This is a genomic window from Micromonospora sp. SYSU B005, from assembly GCF_055362685.1.
Genome location: NZ_JAXCFU010000004.1, coordinates 233,637 through 257,059, shown reverse-complemented (window position 1 = coordinate 257,059; position 23,423 = coordinate 233,637). Strand labels below are relative to the sequence as shown.

21 protein-coding genes and 1 pseudogene are annotated in these 23,423 nt (G+C 73.3%); 9 read left to right on the top strand and 13 right to left on the bottom strand.

The annotated features are described in order from the left end of the window. Positions 1 to 33: 33 nt before the first annotated feature. The 3 genes and pseudogenes from SM452_RS12780 to rimP form a co-directional block, all read right to left on the bottom strand. Positions 34 to 370 (bottom strand): annotated as a pseudogene (locus SM452_RS12780) (YlxR family protein). A 15-nt stretch (positions 371 to 385) separates the two neighbouring features. Further along, positions 386 to 1,429 carry a transcription termination factor NusA gene (gene nusA, locus SM452_RS12775; RefSeq protein ID WP_463839968.1) on the bottom strand — a complete coding sequence of 348 codons (1,044 nt, stop codon included), beginning with the start codon at positions 1,427 to 1,429 and terminating at the stop codon, positions 386 to 388. Next, positions 1,426 to 2,076 (bottom strand): ribosome maturation factor RimP, encoded by a 651-nt coding sequence (gene rimP, locus SM452_RS12770; RefSeq protein WP_262013632.1) that lies wholly within the window; start codon positions 2,074 to 2,076, stop codon positions 1,426 to 1,428. Before rimP ends, nusA begins: the two co-directional genes overlap by 4 nt. A 263-nt stretch (positions 2,077 to 2,339) precedes the next feature. Between rimP and SM452_RS12765 the strand changes: the two genes are divergently transcribed. From SM452_RS12765 to SM452_RS12735, 7 genes are all read left to right on the top strand, one after another. Continuing rightward, on the top strand, positions 2,340 to 2,789 hold the full coding sequence (locus tag SM452_RS12765) for a hypothetical protein (RefSeq protein WP_355507200.1): 450 nt from the start codon (positions 2,340 to 2,342) through the stop codon (positions 2,787 to 2,789). Then, positions 2,786 to 3,229, top strand: a complete 444-nt coding sequence (locus SM452_RS12760) for a ferritin-like domain-containing protein (RefSeq protein ID WP_355506951.1) — start codon at positions 2,786 to 2,788, stop codon at positions 3,227 to 3,229. The genes SM452_RS12765 and SM452_RS12760 overlap by 4 nt, the downstream gene beginning before the upstream one ends. A 69-nt stretch (positions 3,230 to 3,298) precedes the next feature. Continuing rightward, the gene (locus SM452_RS12755) at positions 3,299 to 3,880 is read left to right on the top strand and encodes a PadR family transcriptional regulator (RefSeq protein ID WP_013284661.1); all 582 of its coding nucleotides are present in this window, start codon (positions 3,299 to 3,301) and stop codon (positions 3,878 to 3,880) included. Between the two features lie 19 nt (positions 3,881 to 3,899). Continuing rightward, positions 3,900 to 4,631 (top strand): ABC transporter ATP-binding protein, encoded by a 732-nt coding sequence (locus tag SM452_RS12750; RefSeq protein WP_366620948.1) that lies wholly within the window; start codon positions 3,900 to 3,902, stop codon positions 4,629 to 4,631. Then, complete coding sequence (locus SM452_RS12745; protein WP_463839967.1) at positions 4,628 to 7,306, top strand: FtsX-like permease family protein; 2,679 nt, start codon at positions 4,628 to 4,630, stop codon at positions 7,304 to 7,306. Before SM452_RS12750 ends, SM452_RS12745 begins: the two co-directional genes overlap by 4 nt. A gap of 150 nt (positions 7,307 to 7,456) precedes the next feature. Continuing rightward, positions 7,457 to 7,924 carry a nitroreductase family deazaflavin-dependent oxidoreductase gene (locus SM452_RS12740; protein WP_120571121.1) on the top strand — a complete coding sequence of 156 codons (468 nt, stop codon included), beginning with the start codon at positions 7,457 to 7,459 and terminating at the stop codon, positions 7,922 to 7,924. A gap of 109 nt (positions 7,925 to 8,033) precedes the next feature. Beyond that, positions 8,034 to 8,762 (top strand): nucleotidyltransferase domain-containing protein, encoded by a 729-nt coding sequence (locus SM452_RS12735; protein WP_327652905.1) that lies wholly within the window; start codon positions 8,034 to 8,036, stop codon positions 8,760 to 8,762. 56 nt (positions 8,763 to 8,818) lie between these two features. Here SM452_RS12735 and SM452_RS12730 read toward each other — a convergent pair whose 3' ends face one another. Both SM452_RS12730 and map read right to left on the bottom strand, forming a co-directional pair. After that, positions 8,819 to 9,535, bottom strand: coding sequence for a VIT1/CCC1 transporter family protein (locus SM452_RS12730; RefSeq protein WP_120571123.1), 717 nt, complete (start codon positions 9,533 to 9,535; stop codon positions 8,819 to 8,821). Beyond that, a complete protein-coding gene (gene map / locus SM452_RS12725; RefSeq protein WP_030269849.1) occupies positions 9,532 to 10,389 on the bottom strand; it encodes a type I methionyl aminopeptidase in 858 nt (285 codons plus the stop codon). The genes SM452_RS12730 and map overlap by 4 nt, the downstream gene beginning before the upstream one ends. A gap of 94 nt (positions 10,390 to 10,483) precedes the next feature. Between map and SM452_RS12720 the strand changes: the two genes are divergently transcribed. Next, a complete protein-coding gene (locus SM452_RS12720) occupies positions 10,484 to 10,798 on the top strand; it encodes an STAS domain-containing protein (RefSeq protein ID WP_355506946.1) in 315 nt (104 codons plus the stop codon). 65 nt (positions 10,799 to 10,863) lie between these two features. On the opposite strand, the gene SM452_RS12715 is transcribed toward SM452_RS12720, so the two are convergent. The 6 genes from SM452_RS12715 to SM452_RS12690 form a co-directional block, all read right to left on the bottom strand. Then, a complete protein-coding gene (locus SM452_RS12715) occupies positions 10,864 to 11,763 on the bottom strand; it encodes a 2-hydroxyacid dehydrogenase (RefSeq protein WP_355506944.1) in 900 nt (299 codons plus the stop codon). A 28-nt stretch (positions 11,764 to 11,791) separates the two neighbouring features. Next, positions 11,792 to 15,454, bottom strand: coding sequence for a SpoIIE family protein phosphatase (locus SM452_RS12710; protein ID WP_463839966.1), 3,663 nt, complete (start codon positions 15,452 to 15,454; stop codon positions 11,792 to 11,794). A 207-nt stretch (positions 15,455 to 15,661) separates the two neighbouring features. After that, complete coding sequence (locus tag SM452_RS12705) at positions 15,662 to 16,384, bottom strand: gamma-glutamyl-gamma-aminobutyrate hydrolase family protein (protein ID WP_262013640.1); 723 nt, start codon at positions 16,382 to 16,384, stop codon at positions 15,662 to 15,664. Next, positions 16,381 to 17,148 carry a 3-oxoacyl-ACP reductase gene (locus SM452_RS12700; protein WP_463839965.1) on the bottom strand — a complete coding sequence of 256 codons (768 nt, stop codon included), beginning with the start codon at positions 17,146 to 17,148 and terminating at the stop codon, positions 16,381 to 16,383. The genes SM452_RS12705 and SM452_RS12700 overlap by 4 nt, the downstream gene beginning before the upstream one ends. A 5-nt stretch (positions 17,149 to 17,153) precedes the next feature. Beyond that, positions 17,154 to 18,509, bottom strand: a complete 1,356-nt coding sequence (locus SM452_RS12695; protein ID WP_463839964.1) for an aldehyde dehydrogenase family protein — start codon at positions 18,507 to 18,509, stop codon at positions 17,154 to 17,156. Positions 18,510 to 18,655: 146 nt separating this feature from the next. After that, entirely contained in the window at positions 18,656 to 20,020 is a 1,365-nt protein-coding gene (locus tag SM452_RS12690; RefSeq protein WP_355506935.1) for a glutamine synthetase family protein, read from the bottom strand. Positions 20,021 to 20,106: 86 nt separating this feature from the next. Here SM452_RS12690 and SM452_RS12685 point away from each other — a divergent pair, with 86 nt between their 5' ends. Further along, entirely contained in the window at positions 20,107 to 21,285 is a 1,179-nt protein-coding gene (locus tag SM452_RS12685) for a PQQ-dependent sugar dehydrogenase (protein ID WP_262013642.1), read from the top strand. 29 nt (positions 21,286 to 21,314) lie between these two features. On the opposite strand, the gene SM452_RS12680 is transcribed toward SM452_RS12685, so the two are convergent. Together SM452_RS12680 and SM452_RS12675 are read right to left on the bottom strand one after the other, a co-directional pair. After that, complete coding sequence (locus tag SM452_RS12680) at positions 21,315 to 21,692, bottom strand: nuclear transport factor 2 family protein (protein ID WP_355506931.1); 378 nt, start codon at positions 21,690 to 21,692, stop codon at positions 21,315 to 21,317. A 30-nt stretch (positions 21,693 to 21,722) separates the two neighbouring features. Next, on the bottom strand, positions 21,723 to 23,297 hold the full coding sequence (locus SM452_RS12675) for an amino acid permease (protein ID WP_355506929.1): 1,575 nt from the start codon (positions 23,295 to 23,297) through the stop codon (positions 21,723 to 21,725). Positions 23,298 to 23,423: the final 126 nt, after the last annotated feature.

Genomic DNA, 23,423 nt, shown 5'->3' with positions numbered 1-23,423 from the left:
AAGCCTGGTCATTTCAGGGACTTCATCGTGTGCTCATGTCGGTCGTCCTACCTTGCTAGCGACCCTCGACCGGTCGGGCTTGACCGGTCGTCGGGGGTTGCGCGTCGACGTGCTCCGCAAGCGCACCGTGGTCGGGGACCCCGGTGAGGCGCAGTGCCCGCCCGAAGGCGCGGCGTCGCACCGCCTGCGCGAAGCAGGCCGGATCAGGGTGCATGTTCGCTCCCCGACCCGGCAGTCTGCGGGCCGGATCGGGCCGGAGGCTGATGTGACCAGCCTCGTCACCGATCGCGACGACCCGCAACAACTCGCTGGCCGGCGCTCGTTTCCGGCAGCCCACACAGGTGCGCTCCGGAATCGTGCGTCGTGCCACTGAGTAAGTCTACCCCTAGCCGCCGGAGATCGCGCCGCCCGGCTCCGGGACGTGATCAGCTCCGCCCCGGCTCTGCGGGGCCGCGGTCTCCGCGTCGGACCGGATGTCGATGCGCCAACCGGTCAGCCGGGCCGCGAGGCGGGCGTTCTGCCCTTCCCGGCCGATCGCGAGCGAGAGCTGGAAGTCCGGCACGGTCACCCGGGCGGTACGGGAGGCCAGGTCGACCACCTCGACCCGCAGCGCCTTGGCCGGCGACAACGCGTTGCCGACGAAGGTGGCCGGGTCGTCCGACCAGTCGATGATGTCGATCTTCTCGCCGTGCAGCTCGCTCATCACGGCCCGGACCCGCTGGCCCATCGGGCCGATGCAGGCGCCCTTGGCGTTGACGCCGGAGGTGGTCGAACGCACGGCGATCTTCGTACGGTGACCTGCCTCACGCGCGATCGCGCCGATCTCCACGGTGCCGTCGGCGATCTCCGGCACCTCCAGCGCGAACAGCTTCTTCACCAGGCCGGGATGCGACCGGGACAGCGTGATCTGCGGGCCGCGCATGCCCTTGGCGACGTGCACGACCACGCAGCGGATCCGCTCGCCGTGCTCGTACCGCTCGCCGGGGACCTGCTCGGACTGCGGCAGGACGCCCTCCAGCTTGCCCAGGTCGACGCTGACGATGCCCTTCTCCCGGCGGGTCTCGTGCGCCTGCACCACACCGGTGACCAGGTCACCGTCGCGGCCGACGTACTCGCCGAAGTGCACCTCGTCGGTGGCCTCCCGCAGCCGCTGGAGGATCACCTGCTTGGCGGTCATGGCGGCGATCCGCCCGAAGTCGTGCGGAGTGTCGTCCCACTCCCGGGTCACCGTGCCGTCGGCGTCCAGTTCCTGCGCGTAGACCGAGGCGGCCCCGCTCTTACGGTCGATCTCCACCCGGGCGTGCGGCTCGGCGCCGTCGGTGTGCCGGTAGGCGGTCAGCAGCGCGGTCTCGATCGCCGCGAGGATCGTGTCGAACGGGATCTCCCGCTCGCGCTCCAGGGCGCGCAGCGCCGCGAGGTCGATGTTCACCTCTCCTCGTCCTCCAGATCTTCGTCGTCGTCGGTGTCGTCACCGAAGTCCTCGTCGGCCAGGTCGTCCAGGCGGTTGAACTCCACCTGGACCCGGCCGGGCCCGAGTTCGGCGTACGGGTGTTCGGCGGGGCCGGCGTCGGTCTCCAGCACCACGCGTTCGTCGTCGGCAGCAGTGATCCGGCCGGTGAGCTGGCGGTCCCCCGCGTCGCCGCGGACGGTGACCTTCACCAGCCGCCCGGCGTTGCGCCGCCAGTGCCGGGGCAGGGTGAGCGGGCGGTCCACGCCGGGCGAGCTGACCTCCAGCTGGTACTCGCCGGCCACGATGTCGCCGCCGGCCTCCTCGGCCGCGTCCAGCGCCGCCGAGACCGCGCGGGAGACGTCCGCCACGGCGTCCAGGTTGATCCCGCCGTCGGCGTCCACGATCACCCGGACCACGTGCCGGCGGCCCGCGCGGGAGACGGAGAGATCCTCCAGGTCGTAACCGGCCGCCGTGACGACCGGTTCGATCACCTCGCGCAGCCGGTTGCGGCGGGCGGCGAGATCGCCGCGGGGTGCGCCGCTCCGGTCCGTGCCGCGGGGGCCGTCGGGCCGGCGGGGCCGCCCGGCGGGCCCCGTCGACCGGGTGGCACGGCCACGCTGCGTCATTGCGCGCACCTCTCCTGCTGTTGCCACGGCCCACGGGCCGTGTTGTCCCTGGCCGGTGCGGGCGATCGGCCCGCCATACCGGCGCGCCACCGGGGCGTCCGCGCCCGGTGGTTGCGCAGAGCGTAACGCTAACGACCGCCGACGGACCCGGCGGCGCACCGAGACCCTGACCCACGAGACGGCGCGAATGGTGTTGACTCTGTCAGGTGGGGATCGGCAGAACACCATCCGACCAGGTCAGAGCGGGGCATTCCCGGCGCTGGCTGCTGCGCGCCGGCGGGCTCGTGGCGCTCGGCGGCGCGACCGCGCCGCTGACCGGCTGTGATCTTTTCGACCGCGACGAGGAGCCACCGGAGCCGGACGCGCTGGAGCCGCTGGTGGCCGAGGCGCTCGCGCTGGAGGCCCGCTACCGGGCCGCCGCCACCGCCGACCCGGCGCTGGCCGGGCGGCTCACCCCGATCGCCGACGCGCACCGGGCGCACGCCGAGGAGCTACGCCGCGTGATCGGCCGTCCGGCGCCGTCCGGTGCCCCGGCGCCCGCCGGCTCGGCGAGCGCGCCCGCACCCGACGCCGTGCTCACCGAGCTGCGCCGGGCCGAGCAGGAGGGCCGGACGAACGCGGCCAAGGCGTGCGCCGCCGCGCCGGCCGAGCGGGCCGCGCTGCTCGGTTCCATTGCCGCCGCCCGGGCGACCCACGTGGAGGCGCTCAAGTGAACAGCCCGACGACCGGCCCGGCCACCGCGCTCGCCGACGCGCTCGCCGCCGAGTATGCGGCGATCTGGGCGTACGGGGTGATCGGCGTGCACCTGACCGAGGCGGCGCGTACGGCGGCCCGCGCCGCCGAGGCGGCCCACCGGTCCCGCCGCGACGCGCTGCTGCTCCAGCTCGCCGAGGGCTCCGGGCAGGTGCCCGCCGACCGGGCCGGATACGCGCTGCCCTACCCGGTGACGGATCGGGCGAGCGCGCTGCGCCTGGCGGTGGAGATCGAGGAGCGGACGGCCGGGCACTGGCGGGCCGCGCTGCCGCACACCACCGGCGCGGACCGGAACACCGCGCTAGCCGCGCTCACCGACTGCGCGTTGCGCGCCACCCGCTGGCGGCGCACGGCGGGGGTGACGCCGGTCACCGTTCCGTTCCCGGGCCGCCCGGCCTGAGCGCGGCGCCGGTCACCCGGCGGAACCCTCCGGTTGCGTTGCGCATACCAGGTATGCATACTCGCGGTCATGTCCATCCGTCACGGCCTGCTCGCCCTGCTCGAACGCGGCCAGATGTACGGCTACCAGCTGCGCGCTGCGTTCGAGGAGTCGACCGGGTCGACCTGGCCGCTGAACATCGGACAGGTCTACACGACGCTGGCCCGGCTGGAACGTGACGGACTGGTCCGCCCGCTGCCGGAGAACGAGAGCGGGCAGCGGCCGTACGAGATCACCGACGCCGGACGGGCGGACCTGGCGCTGTGGTTCGCCACGCCGATCAGCCGCGCCGACCGGCCCCGGGACGAGCTGTCCATCAAACTGGCGCTGGCGCTGACCACCCCCGGCGTCGACGTGCGGTCGGTGGTGCAGACCCAGCGCACCGCCACCATGCGCGCGCTCCAGGAGTTCACCCGGTTGAAGTACACGAGCGACAAGCCGGAGGATCTACCCTGGCGGCTGGTGCTGGACGCGATGATCTTCCAGACCGAGGCCGAGGTGCGGTGGCTCGACCACTGCGAGACGAGCCTGGTCCGGCACCGCCCGGCGCCGATCCGGGCGGTCGACCACCCCGAGGCGGTGGACCGGGCCGGCGACGAAGCCCGCCGGTGACCCGGCACGGGAGGCGCTGATGGACCCGATCGACGGGGTGCTGGAACTGCGGGACGTACGCCGGACCCACGGCGCCGGTGAGGCCGCCGTGCACGCGCTGCGCGGCGTGAGCCTGACCGTGCGGGCCGGGGAGCTGGTGGCCGTGATGGGCCCCTCCGGGTCCGGCAAGTCCACGCTGCTGGCGCTCGCCGGTGGCCTGGACCGGCCCACCGGCGGCGAGGTGGTGGTCGAGGGCGAGGCGCTGGTCGGGCTGTCCGCCCGCGAGCTGGCCCGGCTGCGCCGCCGCCGGATCGGGTACGTCTTCCAGGACCTGAACCTGCTCGGCAGCCTGACCGCCGTGGAGAACGTGGCGCTTCCTCTGGAACTGGACGGCACCGGCGTACGGGCCGCCCGCCAGTCGGCCCTCGATGCGCTGCGCGAGGTCGACCTGGAGGATCTGGCCGACCGCTTCCCGGACCAGATGTCGGGCGGTCAGCAGCAGCGGGTGGCCATCGCCCGGGCCCTCGTCGGCCAGCGCCGCCTGGTCCTCGCCGACGAGCCGACCGGTGCGCTGGACTCCCAGACCGGCGAGGCGGTGCTGCACCTGCTGCGCCGCCGGGTGGACGCCGGGGCGGCCGGGGTGCTTGTCACCCACGAGGCCCGGCACGCCGGCTGGGCGGACCGGGTGGTCTTCCTGCGCGACGGGGTGATGGTCGACTCGACCGCACCGTTGATCGGCGTCGACCACCTGCTCAGCGGCAGCAGCCGGTGACCGGCGGCCGCCTCGCCGCCGTACGCGGGTCGTGGCGGACCGCGTTGCGAATCGCCCGCCGGGAGGCCCGGCGGTCCCGTCGGCGCACGCTGCTGGTGCTGGTGATGATCGCGCTGCCGGTGTTCGGCCTCAGCTTCGCCGCCGTCAGCTACGACATGGCGGATCTGAACCGCGCCGAGCGCATCGAGCGCCAGCTCGGCGGCGCCGACATCGCGCTGCGCTGGGACAGCCTGACGCCGGTGACGCAGGACGCCTGGGGCGAGTCGGCCTGGCCGGTCGAGGGCGATTGGGTCGGCCGGACCCGTCCGGCGACCGCCGAGGAGGTGCGCGCGCTGCTGCCCGAGGGCAGCCGGGTCGCCCGCACGGGCTGGTGGATGACGTTCTCGACGCGGGTCAACCGGCACGTCGAGTCGCTCGACGCGCGCGCCCTGGACCTGACCGACCCGCTCACCCGGCCGCTGGCCGAGGTCCTCGACGGCCGGCCGCCGGTACGCCCCGACGAGATCGCGGTCAGCCCGACGGCGCTGCGCCGGCTCGACACCCGCATCGGCGACCCGGTCCGCAGCGTCGACGGCGCCACGTACCGGGTGGTCGGGGTGGTGGAGTACCCGGACAACCTCCGGGACGTGGTCACGCTGGCCGGGGTGACCCGGGAGACCGCAGCCGGCAGCGACACCTGGCTGGTGGACCTGCCCGGCCCGCTGGAACCGGGGCTCGCCGACCGGCTGAACGCGCAGGGCATCCAGGTCGTCGTCCGTGACCCGCTGCCCGGGCGGCAGGAGTTCAACCGCGGCATGTCCGTACCGGACGCCGACGAGGCCGGCGTCGTCGGCGTCGTCGGCGGGCTGGGCCTGCTGGAGGTGGTGCTGCTGGTCGGCCCGGCCTTCGCGGTGAGCGTCCGGCGCCGGCGGCGGGACCTCGCACTCGTCGCGGTGGCCGGTGGCGACGCCTCCCACCTGCGCCGGATCGTGCTCGCCGACGGGGTGGTGCTCGGTGCCGGCGGGGCCGCCCTGGGCATGCTGCTCGGCATCGGGGCCGCGTTCGCCGGCCGGCCGATCGTCGAGCAGTACCTGCTCGGGGAACGCCTCGGGGCGTACCGGATCTTCCCGGCCGCGCTGGTGGCGATCGCCGCGACGGCGGTGCTGGCCGGGGTGCTCGCGGCGATGGCGCCGGCCTGGGCGGCGGCCCGGCAGGACGTGGCGACCGGCCTGGCCGGCCGGCGCGACGCGACCCGGCCCCGCCGCCGCTGGCTGCTGATCGGGGTGGCGCTCACCGTCGCCGGGACCGCGATCGCCGCGTTCGCCGCCGGCCGCACCTCGCAGACCGGAGTGCTGGCCGGTGTCGCGCTGGGCGAACTGGGGCTGGTGTTCTGCACCCCGTCGCTGGTCGGCGCGCTGGGCCGGGCCGGCCGGTTGCTGCCGCTGACCCCCCGGCTCGCGTTGCGTGACGCCAGCCGCAACCGGTCCTCGGCCGCGCCCGCCATCTCGGCGGTGATGGCGGCGGTGGCCGGAAGCGTCGCGCTCGGCGTCTACGTGGCGAGCGACGAGACCCGGTCGCGAGAGCTCTGGCAACCCGGCCTGCCGCCGGGGAACGTGCTGCTCACCCACTCCGGTGAGACACCGGCGGACCCGCCGTCGGCCGAGGTCGTCGCCGCTCGGGCCCGCGCGGTCCTGCCCGACGCCACAGTGGTGTCCGTCGCGACCCCCGGGTGCGTCGGCGACGTCCGGGACAAGAACGACTGCACCACGTACGCGCTCGTTCCGCCCGAGCAGCGCTGCCCGTACGACGCCGCCGGCCCGGTCCCCGACGCGGCCCGGCGGGATCCGCGCTGCGTGAGCCCCTTCCAGGAGCCGGTCGACGTCTACCTGCCGGCGCTCGTGGACGACGGCGGCGCGCTGGCCGCGCTCACCGGAGCGCCCGCCGACGAACTGGCCGCCGCGCGCCGGACGCTCGCCGCCGGCGGCGTGGTGGTCACCGACCCCCGGCGGGTGACGGATGGACAGGTCCGGGTGGAGGTCAACTACAACTCCGGCGGCCCGCCCACCGGGCGTCTCCTGCCCGCGTACGCGCTGCGCGGCGGTCTCACAGTCGACCGGCTGGTGCTCTCCCCCGCCGCCGCCGACGCGCTCGGCCTGACCGCCGTGCCGATGGGCTACCTACTGGACACCGCCGGCTCGCCCACCGAACGGCAGATGGAGATGCTGGCCGACGAGCTGTTCGACATCGGGCCCATGTCGGCGCAGCTGGCGACCGCCGACCCGCCGTCGGACCAGCGCCCGATGCTGCTCCTTCTCGCGGTGGCCTCCGGTGTGATCACGCTCGGCGCCGCCGCGGTAGCCACCGGCCTCGCCGCCGCCGAGGGCCGCCGGGACCTGTCCACGCTCGCGGCGGTCGGGGCCGATCCCCGGGTACGCCGCCTGCTGTCGCTCTGCCAGGCCGGGGTGATCGCGGTGCTCGGTTCGGCGCTGGGCATCGTCGCCGGGCTCGGCTCCGCCGTGGTCGTCCTGGCCGCGCTCAACCAGCGGTACGCGGAAGCCTGGCCGGTGCAGGCGCAGTACCCGGTGACGGTGCCCGGCGTGACGCTCGCCGCGCTGGTCGTGGTGCCGCTGGTGGCGATGGGCGGCGCGGCCCTGTTCACCCGTTCCCGCCTGCCGATCGAACGCCGGCTCGACTGACCCCCACCCGCCATGATCCACACCACTTCGCCGGAGTGGCGGCATCCCGGTGAGGTGGATGCCACCACTTCGGGGAAATGGAGTCGACCTTGGGGCGGACTGACCGTCCGAGGGGGTGACGGGGCGCGGTGTGGGCGGCACACTTGTCGGATGTCAGCCCTGGGAACCCTCACCCGCCGCCTAGGTCACCAGCGTTGGTTCGGCGCCACCATGCGCCTGCTCGTCCCGGCCGACCGGCTGGTCGGGCGGATGACGAAGGGCCGCGTGGTCGCCTTCGGGCTCGTGCCCACGCTGGTGCTCACCTCCACCGGCCGCCGCTCCGGCAAGCCCCGCAGCAACCCCCTGGTGTACGTCCCCGACGGCGACGCCTACGTGGTGATCGGCTCGAACTGGGGGCAGCAGCACCAGCCGTCCTGGACGTTCAACCTGATGGCCCACCCGGGTGCCGAGGTGGACGTCAAGGGACGCCGGATCCCGGTCACCGCGGAGCAGGTCACGGGCGAGGAACGGGAACGGCTGTTCCAGCGGCTGGTGCAGGAGTGGCCCGCGTACCGCACGTACGTCGAGCGCGCCGGTGGCCGCGAGATCCGCGTGTTCCGCCTGGTCCCGAACGCCTGAGCGTCCTTCCCGGCCGCAGCCGCGCACAATCCGACATCCGCGTCGCCGGGGCGGTCCGGCCCGATCTGACTAGGGTTGCCGCAGGCGACCTGTCGGACGGAGGTGGACCGTGGCGCTCGACGTGAACGCCGAGCGGCGTCTGGACGATCCACGGTGGCAGGTGGCCGAGCGGGTCGGTGACGCCGTCCTGCGGCGGTTCCCGGCCGACGTGCTGGCGGTCGCCGTACACGGTCCGCTCGCGCACGGCGACGACGACGGCGGCGGGGACCGCGAGGTCGGGCTGCTGGTCGTCACCTACCGGCCGGGCGCCGGGCCGCCGCCCGCCACCCGGCGGGTGGACGGTGTGCTCGTCGACCTCACGGTGGCCGGGGCGGACGACTACCTGCGCCGGGCGACGACGATCACGTCCCGCTGGCCGCTGGCCGCGGACCGGTACGTCACCACGCGCGCCCTGCACGATCCGACCGGCTGGCTGCGGAAGCTGCGCGACGAGCACCTGGCGCGGCTGGCACGGGCCCGGCCGGCGGAGTTCACGAGCGCGGCGCGGCAGGCGTGGTACCGGGGCAGCGCGGCGCACGCCCGGGCGCTGCGGCTGGCCGAGTGGTACGAGACGGACCAGGCGCTGCTCATGCTCGGCGAGGCACGGCTGGCCGCCGCAACCGTGCAGGGACTGTTCAGCCGCACCTACTTCCGCGACCCGGGGGACGCGGTGCGGCGTACCGGGCTGGCCGGGGCGGACATGACCGAGGTGGGCGCGGCGCTGACCCGCCAGGCCGAGGAGCTGGCTGCCCGGGGCCGCCCGGTCGACGGCACCATCGACGACCTGCTGTCCGGCTGACGACCTGCGGACGGCTGGCGGCTCGCCGACGGCTGCCGGTCGCGGACGGTTTACCGTCAGCCGATGCCGCCGCCGACGCCGATCAGCGCGCCGATCAGGTAGGTGGCGCCGGCCGCCAGCGCGCCGAGCAGCAACTGCCGCAGGCCGCTGCGCCACCAGGCGCGGTTGGTGAACCGGGCCACGACCGCACCGGCCACGAACAGCCCCACGCCGCCGACGGCGAGCGCCAGCCAGAGGCTGGTGAAGCCGAGCAGGTACGGCAGCAGCGGCACCAGGGCGCCGATCGAGAAACAGATGAACGACGAGATCGCGGCGGCCCACGGGCTGGGCTGGTCGTCGGGGTCGACGCCCAGTTCCTCCCGTACGTGCACGCGCAGCGCCTCCTCGGGGTTGGCGCGTACCGCCTCGGCGACCTGTGTCGCCAGATCCCGGGGCAGTCCACGGGCGACCCACGCGTCGGCCAGTTCCCGGGCCTCGGCCTCCGGGTGGCGTTCCAGCTCGCGCCGCTCCTTGGCCACCTCGGCGGCGACCTGCTCGTTCGCTGACCGGACGCTCGTGTACTCGCCGAGGCCCATCGAGATGGCGCCGGCCACCAGGCCGGCCGTGCCGGTCAGCACCACGCTGCGCGGGGACACCCCGCCGCCGCCCACACCGGCGATCAGCGCGATGTTGGTGACCAGGCCGTCCATCGCGCCGAAGACCGCCGGACGCAGCCACCCGCCGGAGACGTCCGCGTGGTGCGCCTCGCGCAGTGCCGCGGGGGTGTCGGTCACGGCAGCGTCAGGATCTCGTAGCCGTCGTCGGTCACGACGATGGTGTGCTCGAACTGGGCCGTCCACCGGCGGTCCTTGGTGACCACGGTCCAGCCGTCGTCCCACATGTCGTACTGGTAGGTGCCGAGCGTGATCATCGGCTCGACGGTGAACGTCATCCCCGGTTCCATCACGTCGGTGGGGCGCGGGCTGTCGTAGTGCGGCACGTAGAGGCCACTGTGGAACGCCTCACCGATGCCGTGCCCGGTGAAGTCGCGGACCACGCCGTAGCCGAAGCGTTTGGCGTACGACTCGATCACCCGGCCGATGACGTTGATCTGCCGCCCCGGTGCGATCGCCTTGATGCCGCGCATCATCGCCGTGTGGGTCCGCTCGACCAGCAGGCGGGCCTCCTCGCTCACCTCGCCCACGCAGAACGTGGCGTCGGTGTCGCCGTGCACGCCGTTCAGGTACGCGGTGACGTCGACGTTGATGATGTCGCCGTCCTGGAGCACAGTGGTGTCGGGGATGCCGTGGCAGATCACCTCGTTGAGGCTGGTGCAGCACGACTTGGGGAAGCCCCGGTAGCCGAGCGTCGACGGGTAGGCGCCGTGGTCGCAGAGGAACTCGTGCACGACCCTGTCGATCTCGTCGGTGGTCACCCCGGGCTTGCAGTGCTCACCGGCGAGCTGGGTGGCCTGGGCGGCGAGACGCCCCGCCACGCGCATCTTCTCGATGGTCTCCGGCGTCTGCACGTGCGAGCCGCGCCACTCCTGCGGGCGCTTCTTACCCACGTACTCCGGGCGCGGGATGTGGGCGGGAACCGCTCGCCACGGGGAGAGCGTGCCGGGGGTCAGCGGCGCACGGACGGTCATGGTCCAAGCCTATCGCCGGGGCCGGTGTGCCCCCCGCCACAGGCCCGCCGGGGAGGTTGTTGCCGTGCCGCAAACGCTGTGCCATTGTTGCTCCGTGGATCAAGGGGGCGCGGCGCCCGTCTTCTCCGTGACCGCCCAGGTCGACGGCGACCAACTGCGCGTCCAGGTGACCGGCGAGGTCGACATGGCGACCGCCGACACCATGTTCCAGACCGCGCTCCGCGAGCCCGCCAAGCGGCTGGCCCTCGACCTGCGGGCGGTCACCTTCTTCGACTCGGCCGCCATCCACGCGGTGGTCCGGCTGGCCCAGCGGTTCCCGGACGCGCTCACCGTGCTGCCGTCCTTGCAGGTCCGGCGCGTGCTGGACATCTCCGGGCTGGGCGACCAGGACTGGCTCGCCCAGCCCTGACGGCGCGGAACCTGTCCGTGCCGTGGGCGAGGGTCGCCGCTACCTCGGACGTCCGCAGCGGGCGGTCATGGCGCGACGACAACGTTCGCGAGTGGTTCGCCCGCTGCGTGCCGCCGTACCTGGTCGACCAACAAGCGGCGAGCCCGGGGTGACAACGCCGCGGTCAGGCCGCCGACGTGCGGGCTGATAAGGACATTCGGCGCGGACCACAGCGGGTGACCAGCGGGCAGCGGCTCGGGCTCGGTAACGTCCAAGGCGGCGTGCATCCGGCCTTTGCCGAGTTCGCTGAGCAGCGCGTCGGTGTCCACCACCCGGCCCCTTGACACGTTCACCAGCAGGGCCCCGTCGGCCATCTTGGCGAGGAAGTCCGAGTTCACCATGCCTTCGGTTTCCGGGGTCAGCGGTGTGGAAAGGATGACGACGTCCGCGTGCGGCAGCATGTCCGCGATCTCTGAGATCGGCCGGACCCCGGGGCGGGCAGTCCGGGCCACCCGGCTGACGGCTACCTCGAACCCGGCGAGCCGGCGTTCGATCGCGGCGCCGATCGAGCCGTAGCCGACGATGAGGACCCGGGCGTCAGCCAGTCCACGCGACCAGTACGCGTCCCAGCGGCCCTCGTCGCCCGCCCGGACGAGTTGCGGCAGTCCGCGCCGGGCGGCGAGCGTAAGCGTCACGGCGAGTTCGGCGGTAGCCGCATCGTGAACGCCCCGGCCGTTGGCCAGGGTCAGACCAGGCCGCAGGAATGGCAGGACGTGGTCGTAACCAGCGGTCACTGTCTGCACGACGTTGAGCCGAGGCATCCGAGTGATCGGCTCACACAGGCGCGGATCGATGAGCCCGTACGGCACCGCGTACAACTCGACGTCGTCCAGGTTCTCTGGAAGGGGCTGCGTGCCGTCGTAAAGCCCGACGTCAAGATCGCTGAGGTCGGCCACGGCGTCGGGGTGAGGCAGCAGGTAACGCATGCCGATCATCATGCCCGATGGCACGTCTCTAGTCGGCCAGCCGGCGGCGCAGCGTCAGCTCGGTGCCGTTCGCGGAACGGGTCACGTTCATCTCGCCCAGCGCCTGGATCAGCGCCAGCCCGCGCCCCCGGAAGGTCGACCCGCTCGACTCCCGCCAGCGTCCGCTGTCCCGGATGGTCGCGGTGACCGTACGGTCGGCGATGGTCACCTCGACCTCGATCGTCGGGTCCACCGGGTCGACCGGGTGCTCGATCGCGTTCGCCGCCGCCTCGGAGACCGCCACGGTCAGGTCGAACAGGTCGGTCTCGCCGACGTGGTGGGCGACGAGGAAGTCCTCCAGCCGCTTGCGCAGCACGCTGAGCCGGGTCGGGTCGGCGGGCAGGCGCAGCGCGAACCGGTTCAGCTCGGCCGCCTCCAGCGCGAGCACCGCCACGTCGTCGTGCCGGGACCGCTCGGCCACCCGGGCCATGACGGCGTCGACCAGGTCCGCCACGTGCCCGGCGCGCGCCGTCGCGTCGGCCCGCAACTGGCCCAGCCCGGCGTCGATGCCCGCGGACCGGTCCTCGATCAGGCCGTCGGTGTAGAGCAGAAGCCGGTTGCCCGGCGCAAGTTCACCTTCGGCGGCCGGATAGACGGCGCCGGGGATCGCCCCGATCGGCGGTCCGAGGGCCCGATCGTGCAGGAACGCCACCTCGTCTCCGCGGATCAGCAGGGGTGAGGGATGGCCCGCGCTCGCGTACCGGATCCGGCCCGTGCGCGGGGAGAAGCCGAGGCAGACCACAGTGGCGAAGGAGCCGCTGCCGGCGGAGTGGACCAGCCGGTTGAGCCGGGTCAGCGCCTCGCCCGGGTCGTAGCCCTCCAGGACGTACGCCCGCAGCGCGTTGCGGAGCTGGCCCATCGCCGCGGCGGCCCGCACGCCCTTGCCGACCACGTCGCCGATGACCAGCACCAGGCCGTCATCGGCGGTGGCCATCACGTCGTACCAGTCGCCGCCGACCTCCACGTCCGCGCTGCCCGGCAGGTAGCGGCTGGCGATCACCGCGCCGGGCAGCTGCGGCAGCGTACGCGGCAGCAGGCTGTGCTGGAGCGTGGTGGCGATGTGGTGCTCGGCCTCGTAGAGCTGGGCGTTCTCCAGCCGTACGCCGATCAGCCGGGCCAGTTCGGTGAGCGCCGCCTCCTCGGTGCCACCACCCTCTCCGCGCCACACGCGCAGCTCGCCGAGTTGCTCGCCGGAGGTGCCGGAGAGCGGCAGCACCACGGTCGGCTCGGCAGGCAGGTCGCCGCCGGCGTCCTCCTCGTGGCGGGCCCCGGTGGCGGTGACCCGGACCCGTCCTGCCTCGGCCAGGCGCAGCGCGTGCCGGGCGGCCACCCGGACCACGTCGGCGGTGGACCGGGCGGTGTTGATCTCCACAGCGGCGTCGGCGAGGGCCCGCAGGCGGCGGATGATCTGCCCGCGCAACTGGCCCAGTTCGACGTTGGCCCGCACCCGGGCCACCAGCTCCTGGCTGGAGAAGGGCTTGGTCAGGTAGTCGTCGGCGCCGCTGGACAGGCCGGCGACCTCCTCGGCGGCGCCGGCCCGCGCGGAGAGCAGCACGATCGGCACGTGCCGGGTCGCCGGTTCGGCGCGCAGCGCGGCGACCAGCCCGAAGCCGTCCAGCCGGGGCATCATCACGTCGGTCAGCACCAGGTCGAACGGGGTCTCGACGGCCAGCCGCAGCGCCTCCACGCCGTCCCGCACGGCCACCACCTCGTACGCCGGGGAGAGCAGCCGGACGACGTGCTCGCGCAGGTCGGGGTTGTCGTCGGCGAACAGGATGCGGCCGGATCCACCCGGTGCGCCGGACGCCTCGGGCAGTCCGGTGGGCCGGGCCACCTCGTCGGTCCAGAGCGCTGTCTCGGCGACGTACAGGCGGGCCTGCTCCGATTCGCTCAGCGGAACCGGGGACAACGCGGCCACCCGGTCGGCGGGCAGGTGCGCGTACCCGAACGGCAGTGTCACGGTGAACGTGGTGCCCCGGTCGACGATGCTGTGCGCGGTGACAGTGCCGCCGTGCATCTCGACCAGCTCGCGCACCAGGGCGAGCCCGATGCCGGTGCCCTCGTGGGTACGCGAGCGGGCGCCGGCCACCCGGTGGAACCGCTCGAAGACCTGCGGCAGCTCCTCGGGCGCGATGCCGACGCCGGTGTCGGCCACCTCCAGGACGGCGGCGCCGTCGGTCGCGCGGACCCGGACCCGGATCTCGCCGTCGAAGGTGAACTTGACCGCGTTCGACACCAGGTTGAGGACGATCTTCTCCCACATGTCCCGGTCGACGTAGACCGGCGCGGGCAGCGGCGGGCAGTCCACCACCAGGCGCAGCCCGGCCCGCTCGGTGGCCGAGCGGAACGTGCTGGCCAGCCGGGAGGTGTAGTCGGACAGGTCGGTGGGCTGGTAGCGGGCGGCCAGCCGGCCGGACTCCAGCCGGGAGAAGTCGAGCACCGTGTTGACCAGCTTGAGCAGACGCAGCCCGTTGCGGTGCATGACGGTGAGCCGGTCGAGGTACCGCTCGGGCAGCTCCCGGTCCGCGAGCATCTCCTCCAGCGGCCCGAGGACCAACGTCAGCGGGGTACGGAACTCGTGGCTGACGTTGGCGAAGAAGCTGGTCTTGGCGCGGTCCAGCGCGGCCAGCTCGGCGGCGCGGGCGCGTTCCTGCTCGTACGCCCGCTGCTTGCCCACCGCCCGGGAGACCTGCGCGCCGACCAGGTCGACGAAGTCGCGGTAGTCGTCGGTGAAGGGCAGCCGGCGGGACACCCCGAGCAGCAGCACGCCGGCCGACTCGTTGGTCGCGGTCAGCGGCAGCAGGAGCGCCTGGCCGGCGGCGTCCGGGGGCACCGCGCCGGGCAGGTCGGCGGTGGCGATCCAGCGCGGTGCGGTCAGCGGCTCGCCGTCGGGCAGCCCGGGCGGCGGACCGGCGACGGTGACCGGGTCCACACCTGTGCAGCCGCCCGGCACGAGCGTGCCGCGCTCGTCGGGGAACCACAGCGCACTGAACGGCACGTCGGCGTCGTGGGCGTCGAGCACCCGGGCGACGGCCCGGCCCAGTTCGAGCATGCTCGGCACGTCGCCCAGCTCGTTTCCCAGCTCGGCCAGGGCCCGCAGCCGGCGTTCGCCGAGCACCCGCCCGGTGGTCTCGTTGACGAAGCAGAAGATCCCGCTGACGGTGCCGTCGACGTCGCGGATCGGGTCGTACGAGACGTCGAAGTAGACGTCCTCCAGGAAGCCGTGCCGGTTCAGCACGAAGGGGTGGTTCTCACCCCGGTAGGGCACACCCGTGCGGCGCACCCCGTCCAGCAGCGGGCCGAGCACGTCCCAGGTCTCGGCCCAGTGCCGGTGCGCGGCCTGCCCGATCACGGCGGGGTGCTTGTCGCCGATGGTGGGCCGGTAGGCGTCGTTGTAGAAGGCCAGGTGCTGCTCGCCCCAGAACACCACCATCTGGGCGCGGGACGACAGCATGGTGCTCATCGCGTGGGAGAGCGCGGCGGGCCAGCGGTCCGGGCTGCCGAGCGGGGTGGCGGACCAGTCGAAGGCGCGCAGCCGCTCGCCCATCTCGCCGCCGGCCGCGAACGCCGCGGCGAGCAGCGGCGACAGTGACGCCTCGCCGGCCGCCGGGGACGAACGACTGTCGCCCCCGCCCCCCTGGGCCGAGCCCATGCAGCCTCCCGCTCCGGCCATGATCACGACGGTCGGCGCTGTCACGCCGACCGTCCCCGCCTACTACCCCGAAGGTCGAGCAACGTAACGCACCCGCACCGTTCGACGCTGCTTACCTCCGTGTCATCCTGGCGTAACCGACGCTCCGGGGCGACTCGGGTGGACCTCGCCTGGTCGGCGGGACCGCCGATTCGGCTGTCCGCGCACCTACGAAACGCGGGTGTGTGATCTGGCCGACATCGCGGCCCGGACCAGCGCGGCCACCGGCCGCGGCTCGGCCTCGTTCTCCGGATGCCACTGCACCCCGAGCACGAAGCGCCGCGCCGGATCCTCCACCGCCTCGACCACCCCGTCGTCGGCCCAGCCGGTCACCGCCAGGCCGCCGGGGTCGGCCACCGCCTGATGGTGGTACGAGTTGACCCGGTCCACCCCGGCCATCACCTCGGCGGTCCGGCTGCCGGCGGCGAAGCGCACCGGATGCGACCCGTAGACACCCGGCGCGGGACGGTGCCCGTCGTGCCCGACCACGTCCGGCAGATGCTGGTGCAGCAGGCCGCCGTACGCCACCGCCAGCAGTTGCATCCCCCGGCACACGCCCAGTACCGGCAGGTCGGCGGCGAGCGCGGCGGTCAGCAGCGTCACCTCCCCCGCGTCGCGCTCCGGCCGGCTCTCGGTACGCGGGTCCGGCGGCTCGCCGTACCGCTCCGGGCCGACGTCCGCGCCGCCGGCCAGCAGCAGCCCGTCCAGCAGCCCCAGCACGTCCGCGTCGGCGTCGTCGGGGGGCAGCACCACGGCCCGGCCGCCCGCCGCGGTGACCGCCCGGACGTACGCGTGCGGCACGAGCGTCGCCGGCACGTCCCGCCACACCGCCCAGCCGGCCGGCTCGACGTACGCGGTGATGCCGATGACCGGCCTTCTCCGAACGCTCACAGCGGGGTGACGTACGCGCCGGTGATGCCGCCGTCGACGACGAACTGCGCGGCGGTCATGAACGAGGCGTCGTCGCTGGCCAGGAACGCCACCGCGGCGGCGATCTCGGTCGGGTCGCCGAACCGGCCCATCGGCACGTGCACCAGCCGCCGGGCAGCCCGCTCCGGGTCCTTGGCGAACAACTCCAGCAGCAGCGGCGTCGCCACCGGCCCGGGACACAGCGCGTTGACCCGGATGCCCTCGCGGGCGAACTGCACGCCCAGCTCCCGGGTCATCGCCAGCACCCCGCCCTTGCTCGCCGTGTACGCGATCTGCGACGTCGCCGCGCCCATCAGCGCCACGAACGACGCGGTGTTGATGATCGAGCCCTTACCCTGCCGCCGCATGTGCGGGATGACGTACTTGCAGCACAGGTACACGCTCGTCGTGTTGACCCGCAGCACCCGTTCCCAGGCGTCCAGGCCGGTCTCCAGGATCGAGTCGTCGTCCGGCGGCGAGATGCCCGCGTTGTGGAACGACACGTCCACCCGGCCGTGCCGCTGCACCACCCCGTCGAACAGGTCGCGCACGGCCGCCTCGTCGGCCACGTCGGCGGCGACGAACTCGCCGCCCACCTCCTGGGCGGCCCGGGTACCGGCGTCGGCGTCGATGTCCACGCACACCACCCGGGCGCCCTCGGCGGCGAATCGCCGTACGGTGGCCAGCCCGATGCCGCTGCCCGCGCCGGTCACGACCGCCACCCGGTCGGAAAGCCGTCCCTGCACTGTGATCACTCCTCGGTGCCGATGAACACGTTCTTGACGTCGGTGAAGGCGTGCAGCGCGTCCGGACCCAGCTCCCGGCCCAGGCCGGAACGCTTCATCCCGCCGAACGGGGTCCAGTAGCGCACCGAGGAGTGCGAGTTGACGCTGAGGTTGCCCGATTCGACGGCGCGGGCCACCCGCACCGCCCGCCCGACGTCCCGGGTCCAGATCGAGCCGGAGAGCCCGTACTCGGTGTCGTTGGCGAGCCGGATCGCGTCCGCCTCGTCGTCGAACGGCAGCACCGAGACGACCGGGCCGAACACCTCCTCCCGCCAGTGCCGGTCGGCCGGGGAGCCGGCGAGCAGCACCGTCGGGGCGTACCAGAATCCGGGGCCGTCGGGGCACGAGCCGGTGAATGCGACGTCCGCACCGTCGACGTACCCGGCGACCCGGTCCCGGTGCGCGGCGGAGATCAGCGGGCCCATCTCGGCCGTGTCCCGGGCCGGGTCCTCCACCCGCACCGCCCGTACGGCCGGTTCGAGCAGTTCCAGGAAGCGGTCGTACACCCGGCGCTGGACCAGGATCCGGGAGCGGGCGCAGCAGTCCTGGCCGGCGTTGTCGAAGACGGCGTACGGCGCGGTCGCAGCCGCCTTCTCCAGGTCCGCGTCGGCGAAGACGATGTTCGCCGACTTGCCGCCCAACTCCAGCGTCACCCGCTTCACCTGGGCCGCGCAGCCGGCCATGATCCGGGTGCCGACCTCGGTCGAGCCGGTGAAGCAGATCTTGCGGACCGCCGGATGGGTGACGAAGCGTTCACCGACCACACTGCCCCGGCCGGGCAGCACTGTGAACACGCCGTCGGGCAGGCCGGCGTCGCGGGCCAGTTCGGCCAGGCGCAGCGCGGTGAGCGGGGTCAGCTCGGCCGGCTTCAGCACCACCGTGTTGCCGGCGGCGAGCGCCGGGGCGAATCCCCAGCCGGCGATTGGCATCGGAAAGTTCCACGGCACGATCACGCCGACCACGCCCAGCGGCTCGTGGAACGTGACGTCGAGCCCGCCGGACACCGGGATCTGGTGGCCGGTCAGCCGTTCCGGCGCGCCCGCGTAGTAGTCGAGCACGTCGCGGACGTTGCCCGCCTCCCAGCGGGCGTTGCCGATGGTGTGCCCGGCGTTGCGTACCTCCAGGAGAGCCAGCTCCTCCAGGTGCGCGTCGACCTGGGCCGCGAACCGCCGCAGCAGCCGCCCCCGATCCCCCGGCGCCACCCGACGCCACGTCTCGAACGCCGCGGAAGCCCGCGAGATCGCGGCATCCACGTCCTCAACGGAGCACCCCGGAACAACCCCGATCCCGGCTCCATCAACAGGCGAGATCACCTCACCCACGCGCGCTCCCCTCCCCTCGCCCTCGCCCTCGCCCTCGCCCTCGCCCTCGCGATCTTGCACTTGCTGCCCCGGCGAAAGCCGCATAACGCCCGCACCGAGGGCCGCAAGTGCAAGATCGCGGAGGAGGGCCTGGGAGCGCGGCGGGGTCAGAGGCGTTCGAAGCCACGGGTCAGCTCCCAGTCCGTCACCGCGGCGTCGAAGGCGGTCAGCTCGACCTTCGCCTGGTTGGCGTAGTGGGCGGCCACCTCGTCGCCGAACGCCTCCCGGGCCACCTCCGAGCGCTGCCACAGGTCCAGCGCGTCACGCAGCGTGGTGGGCACCCGCTCGGCGTCCGGGTCGCCGTACGCGTTCCCGGCGCACTCGTCGCCCAGCTCCAGCTCGTTCTCGATGCCGTGCACCGCGCCGGCCACCAGCGCGGCGATCGCCAGGTACGGGTTGACGTCGGCCCCCGGCACCCGGTTCTCCGCCCGCATCCCCTGCCCGTGCCCGACCAGCCGCAGCGCGCAGGTGCGGTTGTCGGTGCCCCAGCGCAGCGCGGTCGGCGCGAACGAGCCGGGCTGGTAGCGCTTGTAGGAGTTGATGTTCGGTGCGAAGAACAGGCTGAACTCGCGCATCGTGGCGAGCAGCCCGGCCAGCACCCGCTGCCCGGTGACGCTCAGGTGCGCTGGCCCGTCGCCCAGCATCGCCGACGAGCCGGAGGCGTCGCGCAGCGAGAAGTGGATGTGGCAGGAGTTGCCCTCCCGCTCGTTCGGCTTCGCCATGAACGTGATCGCCATGCCCTCCTGGGCGGCGATCTCCTTCGCGCCGTTCTTGTAGATGACGTGGTGGTCGGCGCAGCGCACCGCCTCGTCGTACCGGAAGGCGATCTCGTGCTGGCCGAGGTTGCACTCGCCCTTCGCGCTCTCCGGGGTGAGCCCGGCGCCCGCCATCTCGGTGCGGATGCGGCGCAGCAGCGGCTCGACCCGGGCGGTGCCGAGCAGCGAGTAGTCCACGTTGTACTGGTTGGCCGGCGTCAGGTCGCGGTAGCCGCGCTGCCACGCCTCCTCGTACGAGTCGCGGTAGAGCACGAACTCCAGTTCGGTGCCGGCGTACGCGGTCAGCCCGTGCGCGGCCAGCCGGTCGAGCTGGCGGCGCAGGATCTGCCGGGGTGAGGCGACCACCGGGCCGGAGCCGTCCAGCCACTCCAGGTCGGCCAGCAGCAGCGCGGAGCCGGGCTGCCACGGCGTGCGGCGCAGGGTGGCGAAGTCGGGTTTCATGGCGAAGTCGCCGTAGCCGCGTTCCCAGCTCGACATCGCGTACCCGTCGACGGTGTTCATGTCGACGTCGACGGCGAGCAGGTAGTTGCACCCCTCGCTGCCGTTGGCGACCACCTGGTCCAGGAAGTAGGGCGCGTGGAACCGCTTGCCCTGCAATCGGCCCTGCATGTCGGTGAGCGCGAGCACCACCGTGTCGATCTCACCCTCGGTGACGGCGACCCGCAACTGTTCCAGCGAGAGCGGCGTTTGCTTCATCAGGGGCCTCCATCACCAAGGTCTACTGGCAAACCGGATCACCGTCAATGCCCCGGCGAGGCCGGGTGCGAAACCGGGGAGTGCACATGCGCCGTCGTACCGTCGCGGTCGTCGCCGCCGTCCTCGCGATCGTGCTGGCAGCGACCGACGCCCACGCCGGCAACCGGCCCACCGGCCGGCCGTCCGCGGACGGCCCGGACCGGCCGGCCCCCGCCGACGCGCACCAGCGCCCGGTCGCGCTCGACCTGCGCGGCTTCGACGGGCGCGCCGGCTGGTCCGGCTACGACCTGACCCGTCCCCGCGTCGTCGCGGCCGGGTTGGAGGCGCCGTGGGGGCTGGACTTCCTGCCCGACGGCAGCGCCCTGGTCGCGCAGCGGGACCAGGGCACGATCCTGCGCGTACGCCCGGGTCGCCCGGCCCGGCAGGTGGCCCGGATCTCCGACGCAGCCGCGGGCGGCGAGGCGGGCCTGCTCGGGCTGGCGGTGTCCCCCACGTACCGCCGGGACCGGTGGGTCTACGCCGCCTACACCACCGCCACCGACATCCGGATCGTCCGGTTCCGCCTCGGCTCGTCCCGCGCGCCGCAGGTGCTGGTGAGCGGCATCGCCCGCAGCGCCGTCCACGACGGCGGCCGGATCGCGTTCGGCCCCGACGGCATGCTCTACGCCGGGATCGGCGACGCCGGGGTGTCCGCCCGCGCGCAGGACCTGACCAGCCGCAACGGCAAGATCCTGCGGATCCGCCCGGACGGGGGCGTGCCGGCGGGCAACCCGTTGCCCGGCTCGCTCGTCTACAGCTACGGCCACCGCAACGTGCAGGGCCTCGCCTGGGACCGGCAGGGGCGGCTGTTCGCCACCGAGTTCGGCCAGAGCACCTGGGACGAGGTGAACCGGATCGTGCCCGGCGGCAACTACGGCTGGCCGCTCGTCGAGGGCGTCGCCGGTGATCCCCGGTTCCGCGACCCGGTCGTCGTCTGGCCGCCCGCGCAGGCGTCCCCGAGCGGCGCCGCGTTCACCAGGGGCACGCTCTACGTCGCCGCGCTGCGCGGCGCCCGGCTCTGGGCGGTGCCCGTCGACGCCGCCGGCCGCGTCGGCGTACCGGTGGCGGAGCTGGCCGGCACGTACGGCCGCCTGCGTAGCGTCGAGGTCGCGCCGGACGGCGCGCTCTGGGTGGCGACCAGCAACCGCGACGGCCGCGGCACCCCGGCGGCCGGCGACGACCGCATCCTCCGCTTCCCGCTCACCCACCGCCGCCCCACGATCTGACCCCTGGGGTACGCGGACAGCCGGCGGCGTCAGATCGGCTGGACCCAGGCCGCTCGCCACTGCGGGGACGGGTCCTGGCCGAGGCTGGTCCAGTACTCCCGGCCGTCGACGATCCGCCCGTCGCGCACGGTCCAGAACGAGGCGACCCGGTGCACGCCCATCCCCTCGTGCGGCACCTCCACCTCGGACACCACCGTGTCGCCGGATGCCACCACCCGCAGCACCCGGATCGACCAGCCCTCCGGGTACTCGGCGTTGACCTTCACGTAGTTCTCGCGGCCCACGATCCGCTCGGCGCTGACCGGCCACTCGACCACCACGTCGTCGGCCAGCACCTCGCCGACGCCGGTCCAGTCCCGGGCCTGCATGCGATCCCACAACGCGCGTACCACCGCTTCCGCATTCATGGCCGAATCATGGCAGGCCCCACCGACACGTCACGACGGCTCGGCGGGTTCGGGTTCGGGTTCGGCCTGGTCGACCGTGCGGCGCGGGCCGGTGAACCACTTGCGGGCCGAGGCGTACCACCAGATGGCGACGCCGAGCAGCACGCCGCCGATCGCGATGGGCGCGTAGTTCACCGCCGTCCAGCTGAAGTCGGGGTTGCCGGGCACACCGGCCGGGACGATCGGCAGCACGAAGTAGACCGAGATGACAGCGATCTCGACCACCGCGATCCAGCCGAGCAGCTTGTAGCGCCGGCCGAGCGTCCACGGGCCCGGGGTGAACCGGTCGCCCATCCGCAGCCGCAGGAAGATCGGGATGATGAAGGACAGGTACAGCCCGATCACCGCGACCGAGACCACCGCGTAGAACGCGACCGGGATGCCGCCGCGCTGGTAGAGCGCGGGCAGCGTGAGCACCAGCCCGGCCAGCGTCGCTCCGATGATGGCGTTGACGGGCGTGCCGTTGCGGTTCACCTTCGACCACAGCCGCCAGCCGGGCACCGCCCGGTCGCGGCTGAACGCGTACGCCATCCGCGACATCGACGTCACGCAGCTCATGCCGCAGAAGAACTGCCCGATGGTGGAGATGATGATGACGGCCTTGAAGAAGAACGGCGTCAGCGCGCTCTCGAAGATCGCCCCGGAGAAGCCGCCCGCCTCGTTGATCGCGTCGACGTCGGTGGCCGCGAACAGGAACGCCAGCAGCAGGATCCAGCCGCCCACCGCGGAGTAGAAGATCGACCGCCACAGCCCCTGCGCGGCGGCCTTCGACGCGCCGCGCGTCTCCTCGGAGACGTGCGCGCAGGCGTCGAAGCCGGTGATCGTGTACTGCGTGAGCAGGAAGCCCAGCGGCAGCACGTAGAACCAGAACGCCAGCCCGCCGGTGTCGCCGTCACCGAAGCCGGAGTTGTTGAACCGCTCGGTGAACACGAACTGGAAGCTCTGGTGGTTGTCCGGGACCAGGACAAGGATCAGCACCACGGCGGCCGCGCCGGCCACGTGCCACCAGACCGAGACGTTCTGGAGTACGTCGATGACGCGGTGCCCGTAGATGTTGATCAGCCCGTGCAGCGCGAGGATCACCACGAACAGCCCGAACGTCTGGTGCCCGGTGCCGGCCCAGCCGTCGAACAGCGCCGACAGCGTCAGGTTGAGGAACGTGGCGCAGCCGTAGTCGACCGACGCGGTCACCGCGACCAGCCCGATCAGGTTGAGCCAGCCGGTGAACCAGCCGTGCACCGGCCGGCCCATCGTCGCCGCCCACCAGTAGATCCCGCCCGCGGTCGGGTACGCGGACACCAGTTCGGCCAGGCAGAAGCCGATGATCAGGATGAACAGCGAGATCAGCGGCCAGCCCCAGGAGATCGCCACCGGGCCGCCGTTGTTCCACGCCTGGCCGAACGTGGTGAAGCAGCCGGCCAGGATCGAGATGATGGAGAACGAGATCGCGAAGTTGGAGAAGCCGCTCCACTTGCGGCGCAGCTCCTGTTTGTAGCCGAGTTCGGCGAGTCGTCGGGCGTCGTCGTCCATCGGCTGCTCGGCGGTCGGCGCGGGCGTCGTGGCCACTGCACACCTCCTCGAGGCGATCCTCGTGCGAGTGCTCGCAGTGTGCTCCCGGCCGATCAAGGCGGTCAATACGCACCCCGGTAATTGCGTTGTCGCCCGATCCCACCCGGGGCATCATTGTGGGCG

Coding starts and splice junctions, on each gene's coding strand:
- rimP (WP_262013632.1), bottom strand. CDS start 2,076: ATGACGCAGCGTGGCCGTGCCACCCGGTCGACGGGGCCCGCCGGGCGG.
- SM452_RS12755 (WP_013284661.1), top strand. CDS start 3,299: ATGTCCATCCGTCACGGCCTGCTCGCCCTGCTCGAACGCGGCCAGATG.
- SM452_RS12750 (WP_366620948.1), top strand. CDS start 3,900: ATGGACCCGATCGACGGGGTGCTGGAACTGCGGGACGTACGCCGGACC.
- SM452_RS12740 (WP_120571121.1), top strand. CDS start 7,457: ATGTCAGCCCTGGGAACCCTCACCCGCCGCCTAGGTCACCAGCGTTGG.
- map (WP_030269849.1), bottom strand. CDS start 10,389: ATGACCGTCCGTGCGCCGCTGACCCCCGGCACGCTCTCCCCGTGGCGA.
- SM452_RS12715 (WP_355506944.1), bottom strand. CDS start 11,763: ATGCGTTACCTGCTGCCTCACCCCGACGCCGTGGCCGACCTCAGCGAT.
- SM452_RS12710 (WP_463839966.1), bottom strand. CDS start 15,454: ATGGGCTCGGCCCAGGGGGGCGGGGGCGACAGTCGTTCGTCCCCGGCG.
- SM452_RS12690 (WP_355506935.1), bottom strand. CDS start 20,020: ATGAAGCAAACGCCGCTCTCGCTGGAACAGTTGCGGGTCGCCGTCACC.
- SM452_RS12685 (WP_262013642.1), top strand. CDS start 20,107: ATGCGCCGTCGTACCGTCGCGGTCGTCGCCGCCGTCCTCGCGATCGTG.
- SM452_RS12680 (WP_355506931.1), bottom strand. CDS start 21,692: ATGAATGCGGAAGCGGTGGTACGCGCGTTGTGGGATCGCATGCAGGCC.